Raw genomic sequence first — 18,185 nt, 5'->3', positions numbered from 1 at the left:
AATTGAATTAATGATTAATTAAATTATAGTTAAGATAAAATTTATTAAAATAAATTAAGCTATTTCTTATTAAAACAAGTGTTGAACTATAAAATTAGTTATAAAAATAAAGACATCTACATGTAACAAATGATGTATGTTAAAAAAATAAAAAAAATATAGTGAGAATTGAAATCCCACTATTTAGCAGTTATAGTTACGGTTTTAGTAGCGGATTCGTAAGTTTTATCTCCTTCATAACTAATTTTAGCTTTGTATTTAGCTTTTTTAGTTAAATTAGTGATTTTAAATGTTACTTTTCCGTTACTGTTGGATTTAGCAGTGTAAGTCTTACCATTAATGGTTAAAGATACTTTCTTAGGACTTAAATACATTTTACCGTCTAATCCTTTGATTGTGGATAAGGTAACTGTGTATTTTTTGGTCTTAGTGGAAACTTTGTATGACTTATCACTTGCTTTGATTTTCATAGGTTTTTTATCCAAGTCAACACATACACATGCAAATGCATTGGTATAGTTTTCATCACCAGCAAAGTTGAATGCCATTGTGTATCTTCCAGCTCTTACCATGTTGAGTTTGTATGGAGTAAATGAACCGTTTTCATCGGTTGTTCTGTTGTAGATTTTGTTGTTTACAGCAAATTCGATGAATACGTTTTGAATAGGGTTTCCATTTTCATCCAACAATTCGGTTGCATAGTAGATTCCTTGTTCACCAGCAGGACCGTCAACGGCATAACCTTTAATGGTTATTGCACGGTTAGTGATATTGAATGCTGAAGTGACTTTTACAGGAGCTACAGGACCGACATCTTTTAAAGTAATGGAAGTTTTATATGGGGCCAGGTGGAAATTACCGTCAAATGATATGTCAATCTTACCATTGGATAAGTTTTCTAATTTAAAAGTACCATCATCCTCAGTTACTGCAAATACAGTTGTGTTATTGAATGAATAACTGACAAATGCCCAAGGAACAGCATGTCCTTCAGTATCTGTTAAACTTGCAATGATTGTACCGTCACCATCCACTTCAATGATATTGATTATACCTGTGGATACTATTGGAGTGTTGTTGTAAACCTCTGCATCAGCAGACATGTTGTTTACACTTGCATCACCGAATAATGTATCAGCTTTCAAGTAATTGTCATGTACGGATGATTTTGTATCTTTTACATCAACAGTGTAATTACCTGTACCTACAACGTGGTTATTAGTAATTTGAGCATTTCCTTTAACAACTTTGATACCGATTGTTTCTACACCAAATCCTTCCCAAATAGATTCATTACCTTTGTTTGAAGCTACAAGCAGAATTACGACATCTGATACAGTAAGATTGGAACCCCTATATGCAATACCAGTAGTGTAATTACCAATAAGATCCATGCGACCGCCAGCCACATTTGCTACAGTATCCCCAATAGACATACCAAAGAAGTTGTAAGCTTCACCCATAATGTGATTGTTTGTGTAATTAGCGGAAACGTCTTGACCATTCATACCGGAATAGATAGCATAAGCGGAAGTTTCAGCACTCACAGAAATAAAATTGTCTTCAACTACAGCAGTAGCAGGGCCTTCAATGTCGATACCATTAGCATAATAATTACCTTCTGAGAATATGGAATTATCGGTAATATGGAGGTTGTTACCTGATGCAATAATGCCATAGATGTAAGTGTTACCTTTAGCCTTTATATCATTAGATATAATATGAGCATTGTCAGATCCTTTAATGTCAACGACATAAATAGTATCATAAAAGCCTACAACATCACCGAAAGTGGCATTGACAACATTTTCACCAAAAATCGCACCATTTGAATCTTCAATAACAATACCTTCAGAAACAGGTGAGGAAACCCAGTTACCTGAACCGGCAGGAACCTCTTCCCAAGGAACAGCAGCTGAAACTAAATCTAAATCAAAAGTGTTTTCAGTTAATACGGCGCCAGTTAAATTTTTTAGATAAACAGCTTTGTTTTTACCAACACCTTTAGTTGCACCCTGATAATCAATAGTGTTATTGACAGCAATTACAGAAGAAGCATCTACAGCATAAATAGCATAAGCATCCTTATCATCATTAGCAACGACATTTATAAAGTTGCCTTCTAAATAAGCAGAAGTTTCATTAGTGGTTAAGGAAACACCTTTACCTTGAGTAGCAATAGTGTTGTTAGTTAAATAACCAGTACCTTTAATGACTTTAACACCGACAGCTTCAACGCCAAATCCTTCCCAAATAGTTTCATTACCTACTTCAGAAGAAGTTAAAACAATGTTATTGTTGTTTAAAAATAGAAGAGTACCTCTGTATGCTAAACCAGTAGTGTAATTTCCAGTAAGATCAATAAAGTTGTCAGAAACATTAGCATTAACATCACCAACAGACATACCGAAGACGTTGTAGGCACTACCTGAAATATTATTGCCAGAATAACTTGCGGAAACGTCTTGACCGTTCATACCTGAATAGATACCATAAACGGAAGATTCAGATTCCACATCAATATTATTGTCTTCAACTACACCGGTAGCAGGACCTTCAATGTCAATACCGTTAGCATAGTATACACCAAAGGAAGTAATATCATTAGCTCTGATTATGAAATCATCACCTGTCAAAATAATACCGTAAATGTAAGTGTTACCGTTAGCTGTAATATTGTTGTTAGTAACTGTAGCGCCTGATCCTGAGACATCCACAGCATAAATTGTGTCATAACTACCTGATGCATTTGTACATAAAACGGTTACAATATTGTTATCAAAAGTAGCATTTTCACAATTTTTAATTACAACTGCTTCACTCATAGGACTGCTTACCCATTGTCCACTTCCTGCAGGCTCTTCAGACCAGCCAACAGGAACAGAAATAAGTTCAGCAGATATCCTATTGTTATATATTTCAGCATTTCTTGAATTGACTACACGGATAGCATTGTTTAGATAATATCCGAGGGTTTTACCAGTGTAAGCAATATAAGAATCTTTTAAAACAAAATTGTCAGAGTTAACTACTTGAATAGGAATTGCACCTGCACCGCTTTGGTCATCAGTAAATGTAATAGCCACATTTGAAATGGATACATCAGAAGTGCGGTTTTCATCAACTCCTCCAACAAAGATAGAATTCACACCTTTTTCTTGATTAATAATAAAATTTTGTAAGGTAACATTACTTGCATAAATTTCAATATTTGGATTTATGAAAGAGGAAACATTTCCCCCAGTTAATGTCATAGGACGTTCAACAACTATATTTAAACTGTCAAAATCACCGTCGAATACTAATTCATCAGCAGTGACATTTTCTTTAATTTTACCAGAATCCTCAATATAATCTCCGACATTTTCAGGAGTTATAACAATTTGAGAACCTGAACTATCACTTACTGCCTGAACATCCTGCTCAACAGCAAGTGAATCATCAACAGCTATTTCATCAGCTGCCACAGTATCAGCGATATCGTCTGCAGCAAATGCAACACCCACAGACAACATTACTAAACTAAGCATGATTAATGAAATAAGTAAAGTTTTTGTCTTAATAATTTCACCTCTATTTAACATATATGATAAATAAACAATAGTCTTGAAAAAATGTAAAGTAAGTCGACTATATGATAATTAGTTATATTTTAAATATATTTAAACTTAATTAAATAAAACTTGAAAAAAGAGTAAAATAAAGGTTAGTTAAACCCTTATTTTTTAATTTTAATAGTATTTTTAATGGTACAACCACCATAACTTGAAGTTATTGTATATTTACCCACTTTTAAGTTCTTAAGGGATAAAGTTGCAATACCCTTCTTGTTGGTTTTGGCAGTGTACTTTTTGTTTTTCATTTTAAAGGTAATTTTCTTGTATTTCAAGATTTTACCTTTTTTATCAACCAGCTTAACAGTGAATTTAGTGGTTTTGGCTTTTTTCTTGGAAATGTTTTTAGCTATCAGTGTAGGTTTAATCACAATTTTATTTGATTTTGTGTAACCGTCGAATGTAGCCTTAACGGTATATGTACCTACTTTTTTAACGGAATATGTTGCATATCCGTTAGAATTGGTTGTTACATTCTTGGAATTTCCATTACTAAGCTTAAAGTATACATATTGTCCTGAAACTGGTTTTCCATCAACATCCAAGGCACGAACCTTATATTTTACAGTGTTTCCATAGTACACTGAATAATCTTTACCTCCGGTCAGCAATGGCTTTTGGATTACCTCAAGAATTGAAGAGGCGTTAGCATCATTATAGTTTTCCACACCGCTGACTACTGCTGTTATGATATGATTTCCACCTTCCAATGTAACAGGAACTGCGTAATTAAGTGTTGCCACACCATTAACAGCAATCGCTGTACCCATTGGTGTTGCTCTTCCAGCAGAATTAAGTCTGTTAAATTGAACGACAGCACCGTTGATCTTGTTTCCAAGTTCATCCACAACAGTTGCAGTTATATTTCCATTATCTCCTTGCTGAATAGAAACATTAGGCACATCAATTACAATATTTCCATTGGATACTGTGACCGGTACATTAATTGTTTCGGACTTATAATCTTCCTTGGACAATTTTGCAGTAAACGGATATTGGGAAGGAGCGTAAGACTCATCAAGTTTGTATTCAATAGTAGCAGCACCATCAGATACTGTTGACTGGCCAAAGAATACACCGTCAACATCGTAAAAGTCCACAGTTGCACCATTTAAGTCATTGCCGAGAGTTATGACAATATTTGCTGTGCCTCTGTAAGGAACATTAATCTCGTTAACTTTTGGATTTGCAACATATTTGTAATTGTCTGAAACGTTATTGTTTGCAGAATTGGAAACTGCCTTGTTTCCGATGCCTTTTTCACTGTCCAAATAATTGTCAGATATTACATTTTCAATTGCATCATCATCCAGCTGTACTGCATAGCCTTTAGTGGAAGTTACCTCATTTTCTTCAATGTAATTTCCGGTTGAATTGGACATCAGATAAATTCCCGCATTGCCTGTTCCGATGGAATCTAAAATTCTAACAGTAAGTTCTTCTCCACTGCCTTTGGCATTAATTTTATTGTTTTTAATGCTGTTTTTGTTACCATTTAAGAAAATTACTCCGTATACATCTTTACCATTTGCATTTATGATGTTGTTCCATACGACATTATCATTTGAACCGTACCCTTCAATTCCGTAAATGGCCTGGGAGTTCAAAGTAAGGTTATTGTTTTTGACAGTTGACTTTTGAGACATTTCGAAGTAGATACCATATGCAGCCGCATCTGAATCTATATTTATAACATTGCCTTCAACTGTAGTGTCTTCTGATTCATCGCCGATGATAATTCCTTCAACACAGTAAATTCCATCAAGAGTAATCTGATTTCCAATGAATGCATTGTTGGTTGCACCCTGACCTTGAGGAGCGCTGTGACCTGTGAAATATCCCAATACTCCCATTCCATAAATGTAGTTGTCTTTGGATTTTACAAATACATTATTGTTTGAAATAGTGTTGTTGTGGCAGTTGAAGTATAAGTCAATACCGACAAGTGAATTTTGAGATGATTTGTTTCCGGTAGTGGATTGCTGGTCGGTTAATTTTGAAGTAACGTTTACATCGTTTCCAGAAACCATATTGTTAGATGAGTATAATAATAAGATTCCATAGGTCTGATAAATTTCTGAAACTACGTGTGCGCCATCCATACAGTATTCATTACCGTCAACACAATATCTATTTCCATCAATAACAAGCTCATTACCATCCAAACAGTAAGATTTACCATCAATAACAAGCTCATTACCATCCAAACAGTAGGCATTTCCATCAATGGTCAATTCATTTCCATCTAAACAATAGGATCTGCCATCAATAACAACTTCATTACCATCCAAACAGTAAGATTTACCATCAATAACAACTTCATTACCATCCAAACAATAGGATTTACCGTCGATGGTCAATTCATTGCCGTCCAAACAGTAGCGTGTTCCACCAATGACAAATTCATTGCCGTCAATGCAATAGCTAGTTCCGTCAATTACAAACTCATTACCATCCAAACAATAGGATCTGCCGTCAATAACAAGCTCATTACCATCCAAACAGTAAGATTCGCCATCAATAACAAGCTCATTACCATCCAAACAGTAAGATTTACCATCAATAACAAGCTCATTACCATCCAGACAATAGGATCTGCCATTGATTACCAGTTCATTGCCGTCAATACATTTTTCAGGGGAGAATTTATAAGATTCGCCAGTTCCTGTTGTGTGAATTATATTATTTGCAAAATTACAGTCTTCACAGGAGTATGCAAGCAATGTGAAAGTCAGATAATCTCCTTCAGAAGCCAATACATTATTTATAACATCAATATCGCTGGATTGTAAAACATAAATTGCATAAGCCGCTTTAGGGTCGCTGACAGTAATATTGTTATTGGTAATCCTAACACCGGGAGCCTGATTTACAAAGATACCCCAGGCATTTACCCTTTCAGCCTTTTTATTTATTATGGTTAAATTTTCAATCAATACATTACCTGAAGTGACTTTGAAAGTGGAATTATAAAATATCGGATTTTGACCAGTTATTTTAACCGCTTTTGTGATGTATATCACTTCATTGGAAAAGGTTCCTTTAAAGTTTAAAATATCATTATCTTTAATTTCAGAAGTCAAACCACCATTGTCATTAATATAATCACGAATATTTTCCGGAGTGATTGTATGGACTGTTCCTTTATAGATATAGGTCGGTTTTGATGAATCAATTACACCTGCAGGTGAATTGATAAGGCCTCCACCTATAATTATATTGGAAGCGACATCGATTTCAGATGTGTCCTGTTGAACTCCAGCAGCATCTATTGCATATTTGTTATTTGTAGTGATGACATTGTTTACAACAGTTACATTTTTTGGCATTCTTTTTGAACTTAGTTTTTCAATCAAAACACCTACTCCTGAAACTGAAGTAATGTTGTTACCGTCAACCAGCAAGCCTGAACCTTCATCTTTTTCATAAACCCCTGATCCGGATTCTGTGAAAACAACATTATCTCTTATGATAACATTGGAACCACCAGCTACAATTCCTCTTCCTTTTTCGGTTACATTAACCCAGTTGTTTTCCACAACAGAATCATCAATGGCAGTGATTCCTGCTCCGGTGGATATTACTTTAGCTCCAATGACACGATTGTTTGAAACTATTGAATTGTATGAAGCTACAATACCGTATTCCCCTCCGGATTCGACACCAGGATTATTATAATCGGCTCCGGTAAGATTAATAATCATATTATCAATTATTGTATTTCCAACACCTGCAGTGGAAACACCTCTATAACCTCCAATAACTGTATTGGATTTGATTACGTTTTTTCCGCCCATTACCTGAATACCGTATGCCCATGAAGTTGGCAATACATTATAATGAACAGTGTTATTGAAAATAGTATTATAATTTGATTCACCGCCTTTCAAAGGCCCACCAGAATAGCTGGATAAATAAATTCCGTTTGCATCATCGGCTTCAACATGGTTATTTGCCACATAATTATAATGGGAACCGCTGAGAATTAGCGGAGGTGTAGACCTTGTAAAACTACCATGCCCATAAGTAATACCATATGCCTTTAAGTTATTGTCTGTTACATTATTGTAATTAGCACCATTTGCCAAACAAATACAATATGATGACCTTCCGGTGTTATCTATATTACAATTGCTGATTGTGCAGTTACTTGCTGAGTTTAAGAATATACCATATGTTTCGCCTTTTGTATTTGCAATATTCAAATTAGTTATAGAACTTCCAGAAGCTCCGCCCAATAAAGAAACCATTGAATTTTTCAAGGAGTTGGTGGATGTTCCGGCAATATTTACTGACTTGTCAAAAACAAATGTTTTACCTGAAAAGCTTCCATCAAGTAAAACTGTGTCTCCAGAGTTTATTTTTGAAGATATCGCCTTTCCATCAACTGTACTGAAATATTGGCCGTAATTATCTTCTGTGATAGTATGTGATGATGCCCTAATGTCGGAAACATTCTCCACAGATACGGCATCATCCAAACTATTTGAACCATAACTAATATCCTTATCAATGGATACGCTAACAGTATCCTGAATAGCTTCATTACTGCTTAATTCTGCCATGCTTCCATCATCTGCAGCGCTAACCACACCAATAGAAACGACCAGCAGCAATAACACTAAAAAAATATTAATTTTTTTAATCATTATTATACCTCATCAAAATCATATTATAATATATTTAAAAAGCCTAACTAAATTAAACTTTAAAATTTATCTATTATGACATTATTTATAAAAAGATATAATATTTAAAAATTACTGAAAAATTAAAAATTCTGAATTAAAATTAAATTTAAAAAATAAAAAAAGATGATGATTAATTAATAATCATCGTATTCGTCATTATTATTACGCCAGTATCCTGCTAAGAATATTGCAATCAGTATAATTACTGCAATAACAACAAATATCGGCATGCTTGATTCAGTTGCACTAGCTGATTTGGATGTTGATTTTTGAGAAAGCTCATAAGATTTAGCACCGCTAGCACCGGACTCTCCTGAAGATGAATCTTGAGAAGATTGTGAATCTGCTGCAGTTTTAGCATCTCCAGCTGCAGATGGTTCAGCACCAAAAGCGGTTTGACCGCCGTTGTTGGATCCATCGGATTTTTGTTGAGATGTATTGTTAGCCAATGTATCTGCATTTTTATTGCCATTGTCAGACTGTCCATTGTCATTGCCTGATTGACCCTGATTACCTCCTGAATTATCTTCAGCCTGATATAACGGATCAGTGTTAGTTGCCTGAGCAAGAATTTCTGCGAATTTTTGCTTTTGAGCAGGAGTCAGAGAACTTAACTGGATAATTTCTGAGTTCCAAGCAAGGTTTTTACATGTGTGGTGACAACATGCAACACCATAATCAATAACACTTTGCATGTAAGTGTCGACCAATTTCTGCACTGTGCTTGAATCTCCGTCCCATATGCCTTGCTGAGCCATGTAAATCATCCAAGCAGTGGAAGATTGTGCTCCCGCAGCAAGCTGGGAGTTGGTTACGCCTGAATCAATTTTCATTATGGTGTCAGCTAATTGATTACCTAATTGCTTATTTAAGTTTCCTCCACCTATTACAGTACTTGCATAGAAGTTCTGGAATCTTGAAGCATATGAGTTCATTCCTCCAGGAGTATTGACCAATGCATTGTAATATTGTGGATTCAATAGCATGCTTCTGACTTCAAATTCTATTTCTTCCTCGTAAGTTCTTGAGATGTAATTGTTTTTGTTCCTGATATCGAAAAATGATGTATCAGGCCTTTCTTTACCGGATTGATTTTTCAAAACATTTGCTGCATTATACAAACCACCAAACCAGTCATAGTAATCATCTGAATCGAACAGTCTCCATGAACTGTCGAAGTTTTGTGTAATAACATCAACATTTTCAAGCAGATATTTATAGTTTTCCTTTTGATTGTTAACTACAATATTGCCCTTTTCATCGAGAGTCCATGAATATGATACTTTACTTAAATAAATATCCATAGCATATTCATTAACAGATGATATACTCCAATCTGCAGTGTTTGGAATAAGGTTTGACATTCCAGTTCCTTCTAATACATTACCTGGAAGACCAAATAATCTATCTAAAGTAGGATTTTCTGCATAATGTTTTTTAACGTAATTGTTAGTTGCATCTTCACCGGTAGCATTTAAAGCCAAATTGACTGAAGTCAACATCCAAGTAATCCAATCCTTATTGTTTGTAACCATACTTGCGAATACATCGATTCTAGGTCTGTTCATAACAGTTCCATTTTCAAATGTTACTGTCAGATTCTCAAGAGGCAATTGCTCTACACCCAGAACTTTACCGTTGTCCGCCCATACAGGTTTGCAACCTAAAAGATACATGAATTCCGCAACGCCTATACCTTCTGTCCTTGATATTTCAGTACCCCAGAGGATTAATGATGTAAGTTCCGGCCATTTGCCATGCTGCTCATAGTAACTTGTTAAAAGCATGTTAACAATAGTGACTGCAGACTCATATGCTGCATGAGACGGCATTCTTGTTGGGTCGGATGCATAACCGTCATATCCTGTAGGTATTGAATCACCATAGGAAGGGTCGGCAAATAATCCTGATTTCACATATTGCCCATTTAATGAACGCATTATCGCATTCCATTCATTATTCCTCTGAATGTTGGCAATGATGTCTTCACAGTAAGTTGTGGAATTATATAAGGCAGTGCCTTTTTTAATGCCCAATTGCTTATTCAAATCAATGGCTGAAGTGCCGTTGACCAACTTGGAAACATAGTCTTTTAAGAAGGAAGTAATCTTTTCAACTTCATTAGTATACCTGAAATCCTTTTGCATGTCCTTATAGAAACTCAAACCAGCCAATTTAGGATACAGGAATTCTATCAACTGATCATAGATTTTTGTTTGGGAAGTGACAATTGTGACAACCTCTTCGGTCAATTCATATCCTGCCAATATCTTACCAAGAGTATGAAGACCGAATGTATTGAAATCGTCTTCCATATCATCCAGATAATGGTGCAATTCATCAATCCAATCCTGGAAGGTCTCATTGCTTGAGAGATTTCTGAAACCTAATTCAGGAGCCAATTCCAAAATCATGTTCTTATATGCTTCCGCATTGGAAGTTACATTTAAGCTCAATTGCTCCTTATAGTAATTGATATAGTTTTTCAATGTGGTATAGTTACCATATAACTCAGATGATACCATTGCAGGAGTCATGTGAGTAATCAGTAAAGCGGAACTTCTATCTCTAGCAACCATAGCTTCACCAGGGTTTGATACAATGTATGGATATACTGTTGGAATCAGGGACAATTCAAAAGTCCAGTCCCCAGGAAATGCACCAAGGTTAATACCCGGCAACCATTCCAAAGTTCCGTGAGTTCCCATACTCACAATAGCATTAATTTTTGCAGTTTTTTCCATCCATTTATAAAATGACACATATTGCTGGTGAGGAGGAATTACCAAACTGTGATAGTCCTGAACTTCCTCCCAACCTCTACTTGGTTGGAAAGTAATGAACACATTACCGAACCAGACCCCTGGAATTACAATGTATTTGTTCTTATATACCATTGCAGGACCCAAATTGTCTCCCCAATAACTCATAAGATCATTGTACAACTTATCCCTAATGTCTGAAGTCAGATATTCGAAATCTTCAAGGGATATCAGTTGATGATGCTTCATTAATGTATCCCAGTTTTCTTCTACATATTTTTCAAGCAGACCGCTTGCCCATGAACCCTTGTTGTTCATGTCAAATATGATTTGAGTCAAATTATATAATGAAATGAAATTTGCAATAGTTCCATTGATTTTGTAGCCGGTAGTTGAATTGATAAGTATTTCATAGGTATTATTGTAGTAATTCAAATACTCTACAGACCCGCCAATATCATAGCCCTGAATATATAACTGGACAAGCAACTCATAAGCACTGTAAAATACATCCAAATAAGATGCACCTATCTCAGCTTTACCTGGAGGGTAATTATAAAGCATTACGGCTACCTTTTTATCAGAATTATTCAAATCATGCAAATCGGCCCATTTACAGTTTAACTGAACCATCTTATCCACACCGTCCTGAATAACATGGGATTTTCCCAAACTGTCAACCCAAGACAATGCGACCTGACCGAATACACCCTCGAAACTTGGATAGGTAACCATATATGTCCATTCAACTTGAGGTCCCAATTCGCTGTTGTAACTGTATTCTGAAATCTCAACGATTCCTTTTAAAACATGCAAATCAATATCTGTCAAATCAGGTTCTGCAGTACCGTTGGCATAATCCAATGACCAGCTGCATAATGAATTTATGGCAGATATTCCAACAGTTGAAAGATTAGCTATCTTATTTAAAATTGAAGACATTGGAGGCTGGGTACCAGTTTTAAATACATTGAATGCAGGTCTGCCGTTTGCCTCATAACCTCTAATCAATGCATCGGATACCTCTTCACCACCGTAATAAGAAGCGATTGCTATGAAAGATTTATCAGGATGAAACTTAGCGATATAATCACTTTCAAACTTTTTGAACAATGCTGTCGGATCCAATACCCTAGTCAACCATTCCACATAGTTTTCGGTCATCCAGTTTAAACTACCATCGGAACTGTGAGTGTAACCAGGATTTTCACGAATCCATGAATTAATCAGAACTCCTTCGGGAACAAGTGTATACATTCCCAAATCAGGATGATAAAAACCACATTCCGGTGACATTAGCGGAGCATTATTCTCATCAAGAGTTGGATTAGAATATTTTGAAGGATTAATCAAATAACGAACATAATCAAAATAATTTTTCATATTGCTCTGCAGAATATCTGACTCTTCAATATCTCTAGCCTGGAAATAAGAACCTATGTAGGTATTTTCAATTGTATCGTAGGTATTGTTCTTTGGAGAAGCACCTACTATATGCAAACCAGTGTTGTTCAATATTTGCTGTGAAAAGACACTGAACGTATACGCTACATTATAATTCGCATTAGCTGGAGATTTTGCCAAAAGTTCTTTTAAGTATTGTCCTGTAAGAACGCTGTATGCGGATTCTGAAAACATGTCAATATGCATGAACTTGGCATATTCAACTAACCATGCTCTGGACTTGTCAAAATCTGTAGTGCTTATGTAAGCTACCCTTTTTGACATGTTCATCAATATGTCGACCTTCTCGTTGTGAGAATTGTAATCCACAAGCAGCAATATGTCGGGAACGAAAATCACATCATTAATCTTCAAGGTTCCGCTCTTTTTAGTGAAGTCCAAATCAGTCAATTTTATAGGTTCATAAGTTGAATAGGAAACTTCAAGTGAGTAAACCTTTGAACCCAGATTTTTAATCACTGCATTACCGTTTGAATCGGTAATTTGTGTTGAAACCAATTTATTATTGGAATCAAAGACCTTGACGGTAGCCCCAGCTAGGTTAATACCATCTTCATCCCAAGTGCTACTGTTCTTGATGTATGAATCCTTTACGTTAATATTAATGACATTGTCGTTGGCTGCCAATATCTGATTATCAGCACTTGACGTCAAAACCACATCGTGCGTCACAGCAGTAGTATTTTTAGCAACTCCAGATATTGTCTCGTTGGTTTCTGCAAATACACAACCTACAGATACCAGAAGCAATATAGAAATCATCAATGCAAATATTATTTGATTATTAAGCTTTGCCGTATTTTCACCTCCTTTTAACTGATTAGTTATAAAGTAATAGTAATAATTATTTACTATAAGTTTAAATTTAATTTGAAAACATATAAAAGTTGCTGAATTTATGTAAATTTAAGAAAAACTACAACTTCAAATAATATACATTTAAATACTTAAATGTACAAATAAAATTTGCTATTATATTGAGGTGATAATATGCAAAAGAGTATGATAGGTATGATTATATTATCTATAATCTTAGTCGGAATGGTTATCCCAGCAGGCTTTTCAACCAATGATAACCAAGTAGTGATAACTTATGGTGAAACAACTCACCACAATGCAGATTATAAGAATATTGTAGATGACTTTTTTGTACAGCAAGCACACGTTGACATGCACAACATAAAATCAAAAATAATTACTGCTGATCAAGTAAATAAGATTTCAACTTCAATAACTGGTAAAACTTACGGTTCAGACCAAATATTTTCATCAGCACTCGTTGATTTAAATGAAAATGACAATCTTGAAGTTAGTGTGGACAAATCCAAAATTACCACAATAACCGGAGACATGTACATTTCAGCATTGAAATCCGCAGGAATCACCGCAGGACATGTTTATGTAACAAGTCCAATAACTGCAACCGGCGAATCAGCCCTTGCAGGAATAATGAATTCCTATGAAGAGATTACAAATGTTGAAATTCCAGAACCTGTAAAAGAAGCAGCAAACAACGAAATCTACACACAAGCGGAAATTGTTGAAAATTCAAATGTCAGTGCTGACGAATTATCAGATTTAGTTGATGACGTGAAAGAAACAGTAAAAGAAGAAAATGTTACAGATCACCAAACTATTGTAAATATTATCAATAATTACACAGTTGTTAACAATATTAACATTACAAACAGTGATGTGGAAAACCTTGCAACAAGTATTGAGCAAATACAAAATGTGCAAGGAGACATAAACAACTACACTTCAGAAGTGTCAGGCATGTTTAACAACACCACTGTTGATACAAATTCCGTTAAAGGATTGTTTGATGGACTATTTAAATGATAGTCCATACATTTTTTTATTTTATTCGAAAAATAACCAACCTATTTTTAATTTAATCTATTGAAGTGTATTTATGAAATGGAAAATCGGCAATGTAAAAATCGATAACCAGGTTGTTTTGGCCCCAATGGCTGGAATATGTGATTCTGCATTCAGAAGGATAGTTAAATCCATGGGCTGCGGGCTGATTGAAACAGAGATGGTTTCAGACAAAGCCATAATGTATGACAATTACAAGACAAAAGAAATGCTTTACATGACCGAAGAAGAACGGCCGATTTCCCAGCAGATTTTTGGAGCGGAAGCAGAATCCTTTAAAATAGCTTCAAAATTCATTCATGAAAACATGAAGCCGGACATTATTGACATTAACATGGGATGTCCTGTAAAAAAAGTTGCTGTTAAAAGCAAGGCAGGAAGTGCCCTTTTAAAAAATCCTACAAAGGCAGAAGAAATAGTTAGGGCAGTTGTAGATACCGTGCCAATTCCAGTTACTGTGAAAATCAGAAGTGGATGGAGTAAAAACAGTATTAATGCACTTGAAATGGCAAAAATAGTTGAGGATGCAGGTGCATCAGCAATAACCGTACACCCGCGTACCCGAGAAGACAGATACGACACGCCGGCAGATTGGTCACTGATAAAACAAGTAAAAGAAGAAGTTTCAATACCAGTTATAGGCAATGGCGATATCTGGACATGTTACGATGCGAAAAGAATGCTTGATGAAACAGGATGCGATGCAATAATGATTGGTAGGGCAATCAGGGGAAATCCTTGGCTTGTTAAACAGTGCATCGAATATCTGGAAGATGGAAAAGAGCCTGAAAGAGTGGGCGCCGAAGAAAAAATAAGTATGGCAAAAAAACATGCCGAGTTACTGATTGACCTTAAAGGTGAAGAAGTAGCAATTCCCGAAATGAGAAGTCATGCCGCCTATTATCTGAAAAATCTTCCGGGAAGCTTTGAAATCAAACCGAGAATTTTTAAAGCAAACACTAAAGAAGAATTGTTCAGCCTATTAGATGAGTATCTTACATCATATAGGCAACATAGAAAAAACGATTAAAAGTTAACTAATTTTTTTAATTCTTCAATATTGATATTGATAAATTCTTTATTTTTCGAATCCGCCAATATCTTAAATTGCTTATTATTTGTTTTTCTGTAAGCCTCATCCATTAAAGTCTGCAAATCATCAATATTGCTGTTCAACAGAATATGTAGTTTTTCCTGATGACGACTATCCATGTTTTCAATATAGTCTTTAACTTGTGATTCAAACTTTTTTACTAAATTGGATCTTTTTCTGGCCATCCTTTTCAATATGAATAGCGGTGCCAATTTTAAAAGATCCTGATATTCCAAAACATCATCACATGTAAGTTCACTCATTGGCAAACCTCCTTTTAATTACAAAACAACTATCAAGTCGAAATATTTAATACTAATAATTATATTATTGGAGTCCTTATTAAATCTTTTGAAATTTGGACAATAACACAACGAACTGAAATAATAATAATATTTAGGGCATCATTTGGACAATATGACAAAAATCTGTGATTTACAATCCCATGAGTATTTGGATCATGTGTTCAGCGCCTATAAAAATAGACCCCAGCATCATGATTCCTGCAATTGCAATAGCAATAAACCAAATTTTGGCGCTCCACTTTAAAACTTTGGTTCCGTCTAAGCTGTAAAGAGGAAACAGGTTGAATGTCGCTAAAAAGCTATTGACAGAATATCCGACAACACAAATTAAATATATTAAATTAATAATATTTGAGTAAAATCTTAAAGGATATATTAAAGCCGCAATAGCTATAAATACTAACGCAAGTGCCATATTAGTCATTGGTCCGGCAATTAAAATTCTGCCGTTTATTTCATCACTGCGATTTTCCGGATGAATCTGAATTGTACCAGGGGATGCAAATACAAAACCGAAAAATGATGTAACAAATGCTATTGCTAATCCAAGAGGCCACAATTTAAACTCAGCATCACAACTATATTTAGTTGCAATATATTTGTGTCCGAGCTCATGTGATACAGATCCCATTACCACACCAATAATAATAATAGGCAAAAGTGAAAGGATTCTATGGGTGTTAAATCCAGCGGTTGCTATTGAAAAACAGATTGTAAGCACAATAAATGCAATTATTAAATCCCGTAGTTCTTTCTTTGTGTATATCAACATGAATATTAATATCTAGTTTCACATTTAAATTTTTTTCTTTAAAACCTTGCATCAAGCAAAAAAATTTTGAATAGTTTACATAATATTTCAAAATCATTTATTGAAAAATCAGCATTTATGTAAATTATACCTCAATTGGTTCCAGTTTAGTAAATTATATATACAAATATTCATAAAGACTTGATTATAGGGCATTTTAGTTTGCTAATGACATATTTTTTTAACATGACTGTTAAAATTGTCTTCATAGCTTACTGCCCAAAATAAAAGAAAAAAAAACATTTATTAAAAAAATAAAGGGAGATTAAAATGGATATCAAAAAAATAATTGCATTGGCTATAGTAGTTTTGGCAGTATTTAGCTGTTTAAATGCTGTGAGTGCAGGATTGTTTGATTTTTTATCAGGCGACCAATATCTGGAAGGGGACGGTGCACAGGTTAAAATACCAGGTACATATTCCCTTGACGACAAAAAGATAGTTGCAACCGGAAAAGACATAAATATATCATTTACCGCACAAAGACACTCAGATGAGAAATTTGAACAGGAATTCTTTGGCGCTGTTAAAGAATATGGTAAAGATGCGGGATATGAAAACGTAACAAACAAAACAATAAACGGATATAAAGTATATGATTTTGCAGCACATTGTGACAAACTCAAAAATTTAACTGCACCAACAGTAGTTGAAGGAAGTGATTCCGCAACAATAACATTCCCACCAGAGATTGCAGCACCTTTCGATGACCCTGTTGACCATTTCAGAGCAGTTACATTCATCAAAGATGGAAAAGAAAATAAATTACTTATTTTCACAAATAATAAGACTGCTAGTTTATACACTCCGGAAATAGACGGCATTATTAACAGTATTGGCCCTATCGAAAACAAGTAAATATATGATTTTTAGATTAAATATCTAAAAATCTTTTTTAATTTTTTTTTAAGTATGAACTAAATTTCAAAAAACAAACTAAAATAATTAATATTTATGGCCTGTTAAGAGTAACCCACCAAAAATCTGGTGGGTTACCTATCAAAAATAAGCAAATCCAACCTCAATTTTTGACATTTAAAATTTAAAAAAGAAAAATATTAAAGGATTAATGCAAAATAAAATTAATTAGAAAAAGTGGTTAAAATGTATGAAATTGATGGAATTAATATTTCAGAATTGAACCCAGATAGAGTTTGTCTTAATTGTGTGCATTGGCAAGCTAATATACAATTAAAAGGTGCTGCAGATGGCGTTATTTGTCATTTAGGTAATGGACACACTAATCCAACGGATAGTTGCAGTCAATTTGAACCTGCAAGAACTTCTGATTGCCTACAAAATCCAAATAGTTACCACGATAAATCACAAAAATTACAAGTTTTTAAAAGATTGTGAAAAAATAAGAAATAATTAATATTCATGGCCTGTTAAGAGTAACCCACCTTCTGTTTAACAGCATTCATCTTAGCGTGCTACCTTGCCTCTTACAGGTTGTCATCGGCAACTTTGCTCTTGCATCCTACGGAATGGCCGTTTCACCGCTTCTTTTAATGTCCTCAATTAAATATCATCGTCTACCATTAAAAGCCGTGTCGTTTCTGCT

9 protein-coding genes and 1 other RNA gene are annotated in these 18,185 nt (G+C 34.7%); 4 read left to right on the top strand and 6 right to left on the bottom strand.

The features are described from left to right. Positions 1–179 precede the first annotated feature (179 nt). The 3 genes from QZU83_RS03085 to QZU83_RS03075 all read right to left on the bottom strand — a co-directional run bounded on the left by QZU83_RS03085 (position 180) and on the right by QZU83_RS03075 (position 13,293). Positions 180–3,530, bottom strand: a complete 3,351-nt coding sequence (locus QZU83_RS03085) for a hypothetical protein (RefSeq protein WP_295609579.1) — start codon at positions 3,528–3,530, stop codon at positions 180–182. Between the two features lie 188 nt (positions 3,531–3,718). Further along, positions 3,719–8,263 carry a right-handed parallel beta-helix repeat-containing protein gene (locus tag QZU83_RS03080; protein ID WP_295609577.1) on the bottom strand — a complete coding sequence of 1,515 codons (4,545 nt, stop codon included), beginning with the start codon at positions 8,261–8,263 and terminating at the stop codon, positions 3,719–3,721. A 176-nt stretch (positions 8,264–8,439) separates the two neighbouring features. Then, positions 8,440–13,293: a cobaltochelatase subunit CobN gene (locus QZU83_RS03075; protein ID WP_295609575.1), complete on the bottom strand. Its 4,854-nt coding sequence runs from the start codon at positions 13,291–13,293 to the stop codon at positions 8,440–8,442. Positions 13,294–13,521: 228 nt separating this feature from the next. Here QZU83_RS03075 and QZU83_RS03070 point away from each other — a divergent pair, with 228 nt between their 5' ends. After that, positions 13,522–14,373, top strand: coding sequence for a DUF1002 domain-containing protein (locus tag QZU83_RS03070; RefSeq protein WP_295609574.1), 852 nt, complete (start codon positions 13,522–13,524; stop codon positions 14,371–14,373). A gap of 73 nt (positions 14,374–14,446) precedes the next feature. Next, positions 14,447–15,442 (top strand): tRNA dihydrouridine synthase DusB, encoded by a 996-nt coding sequence (gene dusB / locus QZU83_RS03065; RefSeq protein ID WP_295609572.1) that lies wholly within the window; start codon positions 14,447–14,449, stop codon positions 15,440–15,442. On the opposite strand, the gene QZU83_RS03060 is transcribed toward dusB, so the two are convergent. Next, positions 15,439–15,768, bottom strand: a complete 330-nt coding sequence (locus QZU83_RS03060) for a hypothetical protein (RefSeq protein ID WP_295609570.1) — start codon at positions 15,766–15,768, stop codon at positions 15,439–15,441. The two genes, dusB and QZU83_RS03060, sit on opposite strands and share 4 nt — an antisense overlap. 172 nt (positions 15,769–15,940) lie before the next feature. Further along, the gene (locus QZU83_RS03055) at positions 15,941–16,582 is read right to left on the bottom strand and encodes a site-2 protease family protein (RefSeq protein ID WP_295609568.1); all 642 of its coding nucleotides are present in this window, start codon (positions 16,580–16,582) and stop codon (positions 15,941–15,943) included. A 309-nt stretch (positions 16,583–16,891) separates the two neighbouring features. Here QZU83_RS03055 and QZU83_RS03050 point away from each other — a divergent pair, with 309 nt between their 5' ends. Both QZU83_RS03050 and QZU83_RS03045 read left to right on the top strand, forming a co-directional pair. Further along, on the top strand, positions 16,892–17,479 hold the full coding sequence (locus QZU83_RS03050; RefSeq protein ID WP_295609566.1) for a hypothetical protein: 588 nt from the start codon (positions 16,892–16,894) through the stop codon (positions 17,477–17,479). Positions 17,480–17,725: 246 nt separating this feature from the next. Then, positions 17,726–17,977, top strand: coding sequence for a hypothetical protein (locus QZU83_RS03045; protein ID WP_295609565.1), 252 nt, complete (start codon positions 17,726–17,728; stop codon positions 17,975–17,977). 27 nt (positions 17,978–18,004) lie between these two features. Here the strand turns inward: QZU83_RS03045 and rnpB are convergent. Next, positions 18,005–18,185: RNase P RNA component (gene rnpB, locus QZU83_RS03040), an RNA gene on the bottom strand; the annotation flags it as partial.

The organism is uncultured Methanobrevibacter sp., assembly GCF_902771435.1.
Classification (GTDB): Archaea; Methanobacteriota; Methanobacteria; order Methanobacteriales; family Methanobacteriaceae; genus Methanocatella.
Note: the sequence above shows the minus strand (reverse complement) of the source record. Positions and strands in the feature narration are given on the sequence as shown.